This is a genomic window from Bacteroides sp. GD17 (assembly GCF_038448625.1).
Lineage (GTDB): Bacteria > Bacteroidota > Bacteroidia > Bacteroidales > Bacteroidaceae > Bacteroides.
Genome location: NZ_JBCEZS010000006.1, coordinates 169,527 through 182,039, shown reverse-complemented (window position 1 = coordinate 182,039; position 12,513 = coordinate 169,527). Strand labels below are relative to the sequence as shown.

Here is a 12,513-nt window from a genome sequence, read left to right as displayed (position 1 = left end):
CTGAATTTATGCTACGCTTTCGTTTCAACCTTCGTGACCGGAATTCTGTAGATATTGCTCACAAAGAATTCGGAGCTCTTCTAAGGAAGTTGAACCTGAGATACAGAAGCGAACAGTGTTTTTGTGACTATATAGACTTATCCCTGCCAAATGCACGCCCGTGGGAACTTGATTTTTTAATATTGCCACCAAAATACCAGCCAAACACGTGTTGGGAAAATCTTCGACTCCTGAATCAATCATATTTGGAACCGTTTCTGGCTGCTCACCCGGCATTGGAAGGCGTATCCATGTATAGGAATCTGGATGATTTTCCAAACTTGATACACACAACTGCGGATTGGTGGAAATAAGCTTTTGTTCCGTCTTATGATATAATTCCAGAACCTTTTTTAGCTCTAAAAAGGGGACTCTTTTCATGTTCATACCATTTATAAAGTTATCGCATCGTTCGCTATCACCACCTTCACATTCCCTTTGGAATCCAGCACCTTCACCTGGCGCTTCAGTTCATCGGTCACATCAATAATCTGTACCAATGAACCGCCATTAACAAGCGCCGCCTCCCTAATTTTGCAAGCCTGCACGCTATTACGCTTAAATAGCAACGCCTGACTTACGTTCTGCACAGTCACTCTGAACGTCTTAGCAAGCTTAGCCTTACCCGCTGCACTCAGTTCAATCTTCTGTCTGATTTTCTTTTCCATATATAAACACTGATTAAAATTATTCTTATCTTTACCGCTGTTTCATTAAAACATGCTGCAAATGTAGTCAATATTTTGACCATACCAAATTTAAAAGATAAAATTATGACTATAAAGGATAGAATTTTGACCTTTATTAAGGAACAAGGCATATCAAGGGAAGACTTCTATAGGAGTACAGAACTCTCTGCATCCAATTTTAAAGGAGCAGCATTGAAGAGTGAATTAGGAGGAGACAAGATAGTCAAAATACTGACTACGTATAAGGTACTCTCTCCCGAATGGCTTCTCATAGGTGAAGGCCCAATGCTAAAACAAAAAGTATCAAATGATAAAAGCACGGATAACACGCTTGTTTCCAGTGATAAAGGTACAATAAATAATCGTACAAAACAAGATGAAACGTCCTATATGTATAAAATGTATCAGGATGAAAAATCAGACTGGAAAGAAGAGAAGAAAGAACTGAAGGAGCAAATTAACCATCTCCAGTCCGACCTCCGTCAAAAGTCTGAAGAACTTGCTGCCCTCAAAGCCAAATATCCGGAAGCATCCATAGAGCATCCTGAGGGTTTAGGTCATGCGAAGACTGCTTCTACAAAGAAACCTTCTTCGCAGCCCAATGCCGACAGTGCAACATCTGCCACTGCCCAATAAGAAAAGAGTCTTTAAACGACAACTAATAACCTTTTAAATAAATAATATTATGAAGATCATTAAAGCATTACAGAAACATGTACAAACCATTAGTAAGTATCAAAAAGCGGATTTAGATAAAGAAATAGACAAGTTCATTTCTGATAATCAAAGTTTAAATGAAGCAGAACTATTGGATAAAATCTATTCGACCTATGGAATCCAAATTAAATTTTTGGAAGATGCCAGCCAATGCAAAGCCATCATTAATATCAAAGAATGGGTAGTCACTTTTGGCGTCTTCTTTACAATAGGAGTAATTATTGGAGTATTATCTTTTATAGTATCAGTAATGGCTAAATAGTCTTCAAATAGTAATCTAAAATATTAAAAGTGCTCCCGGCACAATCACCGGGAGCATTATCCATCAACAATCAATTACCTTAAATCTCCATACGTTTCAACCCCTCAGCGGAGCACTGATCAGCGGGAACGTTCGCATACCTTCAAACATATATTGTGGCAGGAACAAGACTCGAACTTGCGACCTCATGGGTATGAACCATGTGAGCTACCTACTGCTCCATCCTGCGATATTTAGCGCCGCGCGCACGTTTATGACGCTAAGATACCACTTATTCCACTAATATGCACTACTAATCAAGCACTTATACCAACTTTGCAATCTCAAGACCTCTAAAAACTACTATACTATCCCCCTATAAATACTTATTAAAATGCCCAAAAACACCATCCAAAAGGAAACATCATACCTAAAATCGTCATTTTTTAGGGGGTAAAAAGTATCCCCAACTTTTATGCAAGTAAACGATTCGGACATAAAAGTATCCCCAACTCAGTATCCCCAACAGTATCCCCAACTCACTATTTAACACTTCACTGCCCAACAGATCACTAATGCAATTTTCTCTATTTACTAAAATCAGACCACCCAAACAGATTATCTTTTAAACGCTCTAAACAGTATATCTTTTTCAGATAAATACTTCTAAATAATTATTATTTAGAATATCTTTGCAAAAGAAACTTCTAAATAATAACAATATGACCAAAGTAATCCATGTGCACCTCATATTCGAGAAAAAGGACTATTATTTCGGCAGCATTAGCGCCATTTACACCGTCCTAAACGAGGCTCAAATAGGCATCAAACAAAGCTCCTTACTCCACGCCGGTCTATACGACGGTGGCGTCAAGATAACCCGTAGAGCCATTATCAAGCAATCCCACCTCATTCGCAGTACCCAGGAGTAGTCCGCATCACCCCACACAAAAAAAAAGCTGAATTGCGCTTCAAAAAGCATCAATTCAGCCCTCGTTTTATCTCAATGTAACTTTCAACCGTTTAGAAGTCCATCATATCTCATTCAAATGCCACCCACATGTAACCGAATGTAACAATTCGATTTGGTTTCCTTCATCACTATCAAAACATCTCAAACTCTTTATTCATCGGTGTTATAGCCGTATTTACTCCTCTCAGACTTTACATACAAAGTGTTTTACCCCCCTTATACCAGGCAGAGGTCCGCGTCGGTGTTGTTGCCGAAGGTGCCGCCGTTGAGGCGGAGGATTGCTCTGGTGGAGCCGGTGAGGCGCACCGGATAGCCCCGGCCGTTGCCGGTCACTTGCGAGCCTTTTTCCATGATTAAAGTGCCGCTTACGTTGATTCCGGGAGTACGATTTAGCTTGTATGCGTTGTCCGATGCATCCGCCGCCGGCAAAGCTGCTCCCGTCAGCATGAAGCCTTCGCCCAGCGTCAGTGTACCGGGAATGAAATCGGAAAAGTCCTGGAGCGTTGACACGTCAATAAGCGGCATGTCCGTTTCCTTGTTCTCACCGTCCACCGTCATGCGGGTGAGTTTGAGCGAGGCGTTGCCGAAGACCATGAAAAGCAACTCCGCAGTGGCGGCGCGGGTGAGGCGGTAGCCGTTGCCGTTTATTTCGATGTATTGATTGCGGGAAATGTTGATACAGTCCGATGTCGTGCCGGGGAATTCGATGTCGGCGCCGAGGGTGATGCGGGTGGGGTTGTCGGCGGTTCCGGTGGCGGCTTCGCAGGCGGATTTCAGGGCGGCGTAGGTGGTGATGTAGTTGCCAAGGCCTTCGTTGTCGGCAAGGGTGAGGCGGATGAGGGTTTGATGGTTTGCGTAAATGTCGGACGCGACGGACCATTGGATGGGGTAGCTGGCCACGGTTCCGGCGGCGCGGACTTCTATACTTTCATTGAAGAAGCGGGGCTTGCTGTTGTCCATCCACGGGATGAGGGCGCAGAAGGTGTTGTCGCCGAGGGGGAGGGGGAGGATGTCGCCCTCGGTTACATAATCAGTCTCTATACCGTTTTTGAGAGTGGCCATGCCACGGATGGGCGCATTCTTTATCACGACGGTGGCGGCGTCGAGGTCGGCCTGCGTCAGGGAGCCGGGATGTTCGTCGAGGACGAGTTTCACCACGAGGCGGTGCATGGCGTGGACGAAGCGCAGCTCTATCGGGGTGTCGCTTTGTTGCTGGCCGATGGCGTGTAGGAAAAGGTAGTCGGCGGCGGCATACTTCCCGGGGGTGGACTGGTCGGTGGGGATGTCGATGGTTTGCGGGTTCAGTTGGCTGAACAGCAGCGCGGGGAAGTAGGCTGTGAAATCGACCTTGGCGCCGGGGCCGAAGTCTTCCCACGTGAGGTCGGTGAGCCATGCGCCGTCGTGGTAGGTGGCGGGGTGGTCGGTGTCGACGGTGGTGTCGAAGACGTGGGTGATGATGTTGATGCGGTCGCCTTCCTCGAAGGTGCCGCGGCCGTCGGCGGTGCTGATGAGGGCGCGGGTGGCGGGGGCGGTTCCGGCGGCATCGGGGCTGATGAGGGCGGGGTGGGCGGAGCCGTCGGGGTTGTCGGCGGGGGCGGAACTGTCGGGGTTGTCGGCGTGGGCGAAGCCATCGGGGTTGTCGGCGTCGGCGAAGTGGCCGATGGTAGAGGTGAAGCGGATGGTGCCGGGGTCGCCGGGGGCGGGATGGCGGTTGTCGGCGGGGTCGTCGTCGGCGGAGCAGGCGGCGAGGGCGGCGACAAGCAGGAGCAGCAGGCAGGCGGCGGGGATGACTGCGGAGGTGAACGCCGCGCGGAACAAGGTTGGTAGGGATGGATTGGGTTTCATATTGTTAATGTTTTAAAGGGTTGATAATGGGATTGTAGGGGGGAGTATCTCCAGCTCCTCCGCCTGAACCAACGGTCGGCGAAGCCAAAGGGGAGGTGGCGCGAAGCGACGGAGGGGTTTCACGTGCCGCAAGGTCTCTTGTGCCGCAGGGGGGGCCACAAACAGGGAGTAACTCTCGCCTTGTGTGAGACCCCCTCCCCCCTTCGGGGTACTCCCCCTTTCAGGCGGGAGAGCTGAAGATAGTCTCGACTGCGGGCTTCCGAAGTATCTCAAGCTCCTCCGCCTGAAAGGGGAGGTGGCGCGAAGCGACGGAGGGGTTTCACGTGCCGCAAGGTCTCTTGTGCCGCAGGGGTATCTCACAAACGGAGAGTTACTCTTGCCTTGTGTGAGACCCCCTCCCCCCTTCGGGGTACTCCCCCTTTCAGGCGGGAGAGCCGGGGTTACTCCGGCTTGCGGGCTCCGTTGTCTGCCTCTGCCTTCGTCGTCGTCGTGCGCGCGGCGGCGTGGAGCTGGGCGATGCGCTGGTTGTAGGCCGCGTCGGTGTCGGCAATGAGCTTGTTGAGGGCGGTGACGAACGCGGCGGTCTCGGCCGTGGGGGTGACGACGCTGGTGGCGAAGGCGCGGGTGGCGATTTCGTCGTACTGCGGGTCGGTCTCGGTGCGGACGGTCTTGGCGGCGTCCAGCCGGGAGGCGGACTGGGAGGCGGCGCGGGCGTCGAGCAGGGCGGCGTAGTCGGAGGTGACCGAGTCGAGCTGTTCGATGACGGGCGCGAGGCCGAGGGTCTTGACGTGGGCGGCGAGGGCGGGTTTGGCGAGGTCGACGAGCAGTCCGCGCATGGCTTGCACCTGCTGGCCCTGCGGGAGGGTCTGGCAGCCGATGTAGGGGCGGGTGGCGTTGTAGAGGGTGGTGGCGGCGGTGCGCTGGGCGGTGATGGGCGACGACTTTCCGGTGCGGAAGGCGGCCATGAGGTAGACGATGAGGTCGTCGGCCTGCTTGTCGACTTCGGCTATCTGCGCGGTTTCGTCGCTGATGCGGCTTTGGGCGACGATGTCCGTCAGGCGGTCGATGTTGGCGCTGAAGGCGTCGGTGAGGGCCGTGGTGAGGCCGAGCTTTTCGGGGGTGGCGACGGTGACGAGGTCGGCCACGCGCTGCATGAAGAAGGTGTACTCTGCGTTGTTGAGTTTGGCGACGCGCAGGTCGCTGATTTTGGTGTAAGTTGCCATGATGGTAGGGTTTTAAATGTTATTATTAATGTTATAATTGTTTGTTACTATTGGGTTATTGTTGTTGTCTGCCTCGGGGGTAGCTCCGGTCCTCCGCCGGAGATAGTCTCGACTGCGGGCTTCCGAAGTGTCTCAAGCTCCTCCGCCTGAAAGGGGAGGTGGCGCGAAGCGACGGAGGGGTCTCTCGTGCCGCAGGGGTATCTCACAAACAGGGAGTTACCCTCGCCTTGTGTAAGACCCCCTCCCCCCTTCGGGGTACTCCCCCTTTCAGGCGGGAGAGTTGGAGATAGTCTCGACTGCGCGGAAGTATCTCAAGCTCCTCCGCCTGAACCAACGGTCGGCGAAGCCAAAGGGGAGGTGGCCGGAGGCCGGAGGGGTTTCCCATTCCGCAGGGGTATCTCGTGCCGCAGGGGTATCTCACAAACGGAGAGTTACTCTTGCCTTGTGTGAGACCCCCTCCCCCCTTCGGGGTACTCCCCCTTTCAGGCGGGAGAGTTGGAGATAGTCTTGACTGCGGGCTTCCGAAGTGTCGGGAAATGGGATTTCAAGTTGAAATGCGGCTTTCCGACTGTCCGGAAGTGCCGGCACGGTTTGAAATCCCGTTTTCCAGGTGTCCGAAGCCGCCGGATGAAATCCTGCGCAGGGTTTCGGGGCGGCGGAAACCGCCGGCACGGTTTGAAATCCCGCTTTCCAGCTGTCCGAAGCCGCCGGATGAAATCCTGCGCAGGGTTTCCGGCCGTCCGGAGGTGCCGGCACAGGTTGAAATCCCGTTTTCGGGGTGTCCGAAGGTGCCGGATGAATTCCTGTGCGGGGGTTCCGACTGTCCGAAGGCCCCGTTGTCAGGGGTATCTCCGGCTCCCTCTCCTCCGCTGCCTACGGCGTGGCGACGAGTTTGATGGTCTTCCTGTCCGTCGAGAGCTGGAGGGCGAAGCCGGTGCCCACGACGGCTCCGCCACAGATTCCTACCCACTTCAGGTTGAAGCGCGAGAAGTCGGCGTCGGTGAAGGCGGTGTAGCTGCCTCCCACGGTGATGACGCTTTCGGCGCCTGAAGTGACGGTATTCCACTTATCCGCATAGTTGTCAAGGAACATATCGAATGCAGAGCCGGCCGGGAGGGCGTTGTCCACCGTCACGGTAGCCTTGCCTTGCAGTGCCCCGCCAAGAGTCAGATAAGCATCAAGATAGAGGCTGTACCCGGTGTTCCCGCTGATTTTTCCACCTTTCAGGTGCAGCGTCCCCTCCGCATCGATACGTACCGCTGAGCCGTTTCCGTTGCCGGTGATTTCGGCGCCGTCCTCCATAACGAGCGTGCCGTAAACCCAGATTCCGTTTGCATTAATTCCATTGGTAGCTTGTTGCGCCCCTGTCAGCCGGAAGCCGCTGCCCAGCGTCAGCTCTCCGGTGTAGTTGCCGCTTTCCCCGACCGTGATAAGCTCATTGCCATCCTTCTTCTGCCCGTCCATCGTGAGGCGAGAGAGGCGGAGGGAGGCGCCGTTCTTCACCTGGAAGATGGGCTTGGTGCCCTCGCGCATCAGCTTGTGCCCGTCGGCGCCGCCGTCTATTTCGATGTACTGTTTGCCATCGAGGATGTAGGTGGCATCTGCGGAGGTCGGTTCGGGCACGGTGATGTCCGCCGTGAGGAGGATGCGCGTGGGCTTACCGGCGTTGGTGCTTGCCTTTTCGAGCGCTGCCTTCAGCTCATCGGCAGTGGCGGCCTTGCGGGCGAGGCGGATGGCGCCGTCGGCGGGGTCGATGACGAAGGCGTAGTCATCGGCGCGGCCGGAGGCGCCGAGGCTGCTCTCGCCGGGCTTACGTATGGTCGAGTTTTCCTGGATAACCAGCCGCGCGGCATCGTCGGCGGTGAAGGCGCCTGCCGTGGGGGTGATGGCGAAGTCGGCTTCCGGGATACGCTGCAAACCCAAGTGGACGCGCTTTCCCATGCCGGGACGGAGGCGGATGGAGGCGTTAGTCTGTATACTGATGTAATCCCCGTCGGACGCAAAGGTGAAATCGTTCAGCACGAGCGTTCCGGTAATTCCGCGTGTATTGGCTACTGCTATCCACGGTACACTGAAGCCGGCAGCGGTGCCTGTAAACGTGGCGCCGTCGAGGGTCAGCGTGCCGCCGCCAAAGTTTATCGGTGACAATGTGCCATTGCTGGTGACTTTTACCCCGTCGCCCAATGTCCAATCGGCGCCGTCATTGCAATAGAACCAGCTGCTACCAGCTTCATCGGCAAGCGTGACGCGGGTCAGCTTCAGCGATGATGCGCCGGAGGATAAAATCTTGACCGACACGCCCGCGTCCGTGCGCCTCACGGCATAGCGGCCGTCGCCGTCCAGCGCCTTATAGCCTTTCGCCTGTATCTCCACGCTGCCGCCGTTCGCAGCCTTTACCGCCTCGTTGGTGAGCACGATGTCGGCGCCCAGCAGGTAGCGCATGGGGGTGCTGACGCCGCCCCCGTCGGCGGTGAGGGCGGCTACGAACTCTTCAACGGTGCTGATGAGCCTGGCGCCTTGGGCGAGGTCCACGCTGCCGTCGATGTTGCCCTGGTTTCCCCATGCGGCGATGTCGCCGGAGGTGAGTTCCACCGTGTGCTTGCCTATCAGGGTGAGGTTGAGGGTGAGACGGTAGCCGCTTCGAAGCTCGGTAAGCGGAGTGCTGCCGGTGAGCGTGGCGGGTACCTTATATATATAGACGTCGTTGCCCAGCCGGATTTGGAGCCAGTCGGCGCCGGTGGTCACTGCCTGCGGGGCGACGATGAGCGAGGTGTACCATTGCCCGGCCGGTGTCTGCATCATCGTCCCGGCGGGGTAAGGCGTGTTGCCGGATGCGGCGGCGGGGTCCACGTTGCCCGTTGTCAGGTCCAGGCGGGCGGTGCTCTTCATGCCTTGCAGCGTCACTTGGGCGGTGGCCAGGTCGGCGGGGGTGACTCCCGTGCCTGCGGTGAGGTTGATGCGGAGGGAGTGCATGCGGTGCTCGAAGCTGAACGTGAGGGGGTGGTCGGCGGTGTTCGTGGCGCGGTTGCCGGTGGCGCTGGCGGTGAGGAGGTCGGCATCGCCGGGAGCGACGGTTGCGGCTGCTGCCACGTCGAAGTCGTACGCTGCGGGGTCGGCCACGGAGGCCTGGCGGGGGTAGTGGGCCAGGAAGGTGACGTCGTCCGTGCGGCTCAGGTCTTCCCAGTAGAGGATGGTGGTGCCGTAGGTGTACTCCAGGTTGTCGTTCACTATTTTGCCGTCGGCGAGGGTGTGCATGCCCCACGTGTCGCCGTCGGCGAAAGTGCCTTTTCCGGTATCGTCGATGACGGCGCGCGTGGCGGTGGTGCCGGCGATGGATGCGGTGAGGTGGACGGCGCCTTCGGGGAGGATTGCGCCCTTCGGCAGGTCGTCGCTTTCGCTGGTGCAGGATGCGAGTGCCGCAAGTGCAAGCGTGGCAAGCAGGGCGGCGGAGGTTGATTTTAGTCGGTTCATATCGTTACTGTTAGTAAGGGTTATTATTCATTTCGGGTTATTATATATATAAGGTGTATCTCCGGCTCCTCCGCCTGAAAGGGGAGGTGGCGCGAAGCGACGGAGGGGTTTTCCACAAAGGGGAGTTACTTTTGCCTTGTGTGAAACCCCCTCCCCCCTCCGGGGTACTCCCCCTTTCAGGCGGGAGAGCTGGGTTACTTCTGCTGTCGGGCTCCGTTGTCGGGACTATCTCCGGCTCCTCCCCTAAGTTAGGGGAGGTGGCGACGGAGGCGACGGAGGAGTGTGTTCTCCCGGGTCACTCAATCTCCGCATCATCCTCTACTTCTCCCTGCTTGCCCCACGGCTGGATGGAAGCGTTGGACACCTCGATGCCCGACTTTGAGAGGCGGATGGTGTATTCCGTCACTTTACAGGCCTCGAAGGTCTTGTCCGGGGCCAGGGTGTAGGTGTGGGTGGTGGTCGATGCGTCGGCCATCACGAAGGTGAGCACGCGTCCCGCGGCGCCGTCCTGCGGCAGGAGGATGGCGGAAGCTGTCTGTCCGTCGGCGGCGGTGACGAGGGTGAAGGTCTTCGTGGCAGGGTTGGCGGTCGCGTCGGCGGTCAGAGCGTCGGTCAGCACGTTGTAGTCGGCCTTGTAGGGCTGGTTGCTCAGGGTGATGGAGAGGCCTTTCAGGTCGGCGGTGGTGAATCCGTCTCCGGCCTTCACTTTCACGAAGATGCGGCTCAGGCGGTGATGGAAGTCCAGTTCCACGGTCGGTTTCGACTTGTCGCGGCCGGTGACGTTGTCGCTACGCATCAGGTCGATGGCGGCGGGGTCGGTCTGGTCGCTGAGGTCCACCGGGCAGAGGTCTCCGGTCAGCGTGGCGTAGGGGTAGTAGGCCACGAAGTCCACCTTGGCGCCTGCCTTGGTGGGGAAGTAGATGGTCTGCGCGTCATCCGCCGGGTCGAAGCGTCCGATGCTGGAGGCGGTGATGTGGTGGCGGTTGGCGGCACCTTCGGCTACGTTCTTCGTTCCGGCCTCCAGCATGTAGATGCCGATGGCGTCCTTCGCCTCCCACTCGTCGTTCGTGGAGCGGGTGGCGCTGATTCCGGCGGTGAAGCGGGCGGCTACGGGGGTGTTGTCTACGGGTTGTTGTACAGTGTCGTCACTGCCGCAAGCGGCGAAAAGGGTGGCAGCAAGGGCTGCGGTGAGGATTAAATTTGCTTTCATAATTACATTAATTAATTGTTGGTTTATATCATTCTTGCTTGGTATCGCGTGTCATCTTCATTGCAAATCGGCGTCTCCGGTTACATTCTCCTGTAACTCCCACGCCCGGATGGTGGCGTTGAAGCCGGAGCTTGTAGGGGTTTCCACCACTTTTCCGCCCAGCGCGAGGGGGTGAATCTTGTCGGCATTGAATCCGGCGAGGGCCTTCGTCAGGTCGCTTCCCTCGTTGCCGTCGGCGTCGGTCAGCGGCACGGGTCGCGGGTTGTCATCCTCGAAGAAGACGGTGGCGTGCAACGTCTGCCGGGTGCCTGCCACGCCGAGCAGTCGCACGGTGGCGGCCCATTTTCCGGCATTGTCTCCGTCGGTCACCCTCGCGAAGGAGAGTGCCACGTTCGCCGGTTCGGTGAGCTTTTCGGTATAGATGTCCATCATGGAGGCGACGCCGGAGAGGTAGCCCTCGATGCGCTTTATCCTGTCCAGCGCACCGCCCTTGGGCTCGATGAAGAGCGTGAGTTGGCGCACTTGTTGACGCATCATCGCGGAGACTTGGTGGTCGGTGTCGGCCATCACATCCAGCCACAAGGTGGAGGAGAAGAGCCAACCGGGCATGGGCTGGATGAAGCGCTCGTCGATGCCCTCAGGCGGCATGGCCGGCTCCACGAGGAGCGCATCGCCCATCAGCCCCACGTGCTGCGGCAGGTTGTAAATGCGGATGCGATATTCGCCCGGCTCGAAGAGGTTGTCGAGCGTAAGCGCAGTTTCGGTAGCCGTTTCTGTGTATGGACCCACCGTGATGGTGTAACTGTCCGGGATGCCGACTCCGTCGGTCCGGTGCGTCCAGTCGGTTGTCAGGATAATCTGTCCCTGTTCGGGGTGCGCGGTGTTGTAGATGGGGTCTTTCACATCGCAAGCCGAAAGCAGTAGCACCGCGCCCATGTAGAGGACGGCGGCGGTCTTTCTTTGCTTTCTCTTAATCGTAATGTTCGTTCTCATATATCGCATTTTTTTGTTGTCCTACTTATTGCTGCCTATTGTCCAAATCAGGTTTACGCCCACCTGCGTGGGGCCGAAGAAGTTCTTCGTTTTATCCCGGTCTTTGTAGACACGCACTCCCTCGGTCAGCCCGAAGCTGTCGTAGTCGGAGCGGACGTAGCCCAGCCCGAGATTGAAATCCACCGAGAAGCTGCGCGAGAGGAATAACTGGTAACCCACCGCCAGCCCGGCACTCCACAGCGAGCCCTGATAGCCCGTGTCTTTTGAACAGAGGCTACCCAGCGGGTATTTATAGAGGTTGTATTCGCCATAGCTGCCCGACACGCCTGCGTACAGACGACGGTCGCGGAGCAGATACCAACGCACTTCGGGATTGAGGAGCCACATCTTCTGCACTTTGTCGTGTTCGCCGCCCCATCGTGCGAGGCTGCCGTCCAGCTTCACGCCAATGTCAGAGTTTATACGCCACTCCACACCGAGAGTGGGTAGCAGCATGGCATCATACAACACGTTAGTGCGCACGGCAAAGCGGTAAGTTTGTAGGTCGGCGGCAGATGCAGGCACGATTTCCGTTGCCGCTTCGTGCTCCGGTTTCTCTGTCGGTTCCTTTGCCGACTCCTTTGTCGGCTCCTTTGCCGGTTCAGCGTTTTTATCTTCCGCCACCGGAACGGGTATCTCTTCGGCTGCGATGCGGTTGCGGTATTCGTCCACCAGTGAGTAAAGGCGCGTCAATTCCGTCTCATTGGCTTTCAGGAAAAACATATCCTCTCCCACCCGGAAACGGAACGTCAAAACCGTATCCGCTACCGTTTGTGCAGCCGATACGCCGATTGTCAATAGCCCGAATACGGGCAATAGCAGTAATTTACAGAATGTTTTCATATACTTGGTATTATAGTTATTAGCCTGCTTGTGTAAATCATTTTATCAAAAAAGCGCATCAGGCTTCCTGTCATTCATTGCTCCTGTCAAACTTCAAGCAGCCGGCTCGTTTATCCATTAACAAAAGTAAATCAATATAAAATGAAGTTAGTGCCAATTCGTAAAAATCCATTAGGACAGATTGTACGCAGGCCTATTTTTCTTTAGGACAAATCGTAAAAGGCTTGCAA

General features: G+C 55.9%; 11 protein-coding genes and 1 tRNA gene. 3 read left to right on the top strand and 9 right to left on the bottom strand.

The genetic code is table 11. The features are described 5' to 3' along the window. Nucleotides 1-24 precede the first annotated feature (24 nt). Nucleotides 25-426: a hypothetical protein gene (locus tag AAE250_RS11595; protein WP_294601163.1), complete on the bottom strand. Its 402-nt coding sequence runs from the start codon at nt 424-426 to the stop codon at nt 25-27. Between the two features lie 5 nt (nt 427-431). After that, nucleotides 432-707 carry a hypothetical protein gene (locus AAE250_RS11590; RefSeq protein WP_294601165.1) on the bottom strand — a complete coding sequence of 92 codons (276 nt, stop codon included), beginning with the start codon at nt 705-707 and terminating at the stop codon, nt 432-434. 105 nt (nt 708-812) lie between these two features. Between AAE250_RS11590 and AAE250_RS11585 the strand changes: the two genes are divergently transcribed. Both AAE250_RS11585 and AAE250_RS11580 read left to right on the top strand, forming a co-directional pair. Next, nucleotides 813-1,364 carry a hypothetical protein gene (locus AAE250_RS11585; RefSeq protein WP_294601167.1) on the top strand — a complete coding sequence of 184 codons (552 nt, stop codon included), beginning with the start codon at nt 813-815 and terminating at the stop codon, nt 1,362-1,364. Nucleotides 1,365-1,413: 49 nt separating this feature from the next. Next, nucleotides 1,414-1,707, top strand: a complete 294-nt coding sequence (locus AAE250_RS11580; protein WP_294601169.1) for a hypothetical protein — start codon at nt 1,414-1,416, stop codon at nt 1,705-1,707. A gap of 156 nt (nt 1,708-1,863) precedes the next feature. On the opposite strand, the gene AAE250_RS11575 is transcribed toward AAE250_RS11580, so the two are convergent. Further along, nucleotides 1,864-1,936 (bottom strand) — tRNA-Met (locus AAE250_RS11575). Nucleotides 1,937-2,408: 472 nt separating this feature from the next. On the opposite strand from AAE250_RS11575, the gene AAE250_RS11570 reads away from it, so the two are divergent. After that, entirely contained in the window at nt 2,409-2,618 is a 210-nt protein-coding gene (locus tag AAE250_RS11570) for a hypothetical protein (protein WP_117681192.1), read from the top strand. A gap of 257 nt (nt 2,619-2,875) precedes the next feature. On the opposite strand, the gene AAE250_RS11565 is transcribed toward AAE250_RS11570, so the two are convergent. The 6 genes from AAE250_RS11565 to AAE250_RS11540 form a co-directional block, all read right to left on the bottom strand. Next, nucleotides 2,876-4,504: a fimbrillin family protein gene (locus tag AAE250_RS11565; protein ID WP_294601171.1), complete on the bottom strand. Its 1,629-nt coding sequence runs from the start codon at nt 4,502-4,504 to the stop codon at nt 2,876-2,878. A 440-nt stretch (nt 4,505-4,944) separates the two neighbouring features. Then, the gene (locus AAE250_RS11560; protein ID WP_294601172.1) at nt 4,945-5,727 is read right to left on the bottom strand and encodes a DUF6261 family protein; all 783 of its coding nucleotides are present in this window, start codon (nt 5,725-5,727) and stop codon (nt 4,945-4,947) included. Nucleotides 5,728-6,600: 873 nt separating this feature from the next. Further along, nucleotides 6,601-9,198: a fimbrillin family protein gene (locus AAE250_RS11555; protein WP_294601176.1), complete on the bottom strand. Its 2,598-nt coding sequence runs from the start codon at nt 9,196-9,198 to the stop codon at nt 6,601-6,603. A 295-nt stretch (nt 9,199-9,493) separates the two neighbouring features. After that, entirely contained in the window at nt 9,494-10,408 is a 915-nt protein-coding gene (locus tag AAE250_RS11550; protein ID WP_294601178.1) for a fimbrillin family protein, read from the bottom strand. 57 nt (nt 10,409-10,465) lie between these two features. Further along, complete coding sequence (locus AAE250_RS11545) at nt 10,466-11,401, bottom strand: hypothetical protein (RefSeq protein ID WP_294601180.1); 936 nt, start codon at nt 11,399-11,401, stop codon at nt 10,466-10,468. Nucleotides 11,402-11,422: 21 nt separating this feature from the next. Then, nucleotides 11,423-12,283: a DUF3575 domain-containing protein gene (locus AAE250_RS11540; protein WP_294601182.1), complete on the bottom strand. Its 861-nt coding sequence runs from the start codon at nt 12,281-12,283 to the stop codon at nt 11,423-11,425. Nucleotides 12,284-12,513: the final 230 nt, after the last annotated feature.

What these genes read in the sequence shown, in the direction of transcription:
- AAE250_RS11540 (WP_294601182.1), bottom strand. Translation starts at nt 12,283, where the DNA reads ATGAAAACATTCTGTAAATTACTGCTATTGCCCGTATTCGGGCTATTG.
- AAE250_RS11585 (WP_294601167.1), top strand. Translation starts at nt 813, where the DNA reads ATGACTATAAAGGATAGAATTTTGACCTTTATTAAGGAACAAGGCATA.
- AAE250_RS11590 (WP_294601165.1), bottom strand. Translation starts at nt 707, where the DNA reads ATGGAAAAGAAAATCAGACAGAAGATTGAACTGAGTGCAGCGGGTAAG.
- AAE250_RS11595 (WP_294601163.1), bottom strand. Translation starts at nt 426, where the DNA reads ATGAACATGAAAAGAGTCCCCTTTTTAGAGCTAAAAAAGGTTCTGGAA.
- AAE250_RS11545 (WP_294601180.1), bottom strand. Translation starts at nt 11,401, where the DNA reads ATGAGAACGAACATTACGATTAAGAGAAAGCAAAGAAAGACCGCCGCC.
- AAE250_RS11550 (WP_294601178.1), bottom strand. Translation starts at nt 10,408, where the DNA reads ATGAAAGCAAATTTAATCCTCACCGCAGCCCTTGCTGCCACCCTTTTC.
- AAE250_RS11570 (WP_117681192.1), top strand. Translation starts at nt 2,409, where the DNA reads ATGACCAAAGTAATCCATGTGCACCTCATATTCGAGAAAAAGGACTAT.
- AAE250_RS11565 (WP_294601171.1), bottom strand. Translation starts at nt 4,504, where the DNA reads ATGAAACCCAATCCATCCCTACCAACCTTGTTCCGCGCGGCGTTCACC.
- AAE250_RS11580 (WP_294601169.1), top strand. Translation starts at nt 1,414, where the DNA reads ATGAAGATCATTAAAGCATTACAGAAACATGTACAAACCATTAGTAAG.
- AAE250_RS11555 (WP_294601176.1), bottom strand. Translation starts at nt 9,198, where the DNA reads ATGAACCGACTAAAATCAACCTCCGCCGCCCTGCTTGCCACGCTTGCA.
- AAE250_RS11560 (WP_294601172.1), bottom strand. Translation starts at nt 5,727, where the DNA reads ATGGCAACTTACACCAAAATCAGCGACCTGCGCGTCGCCAAACTCAAC.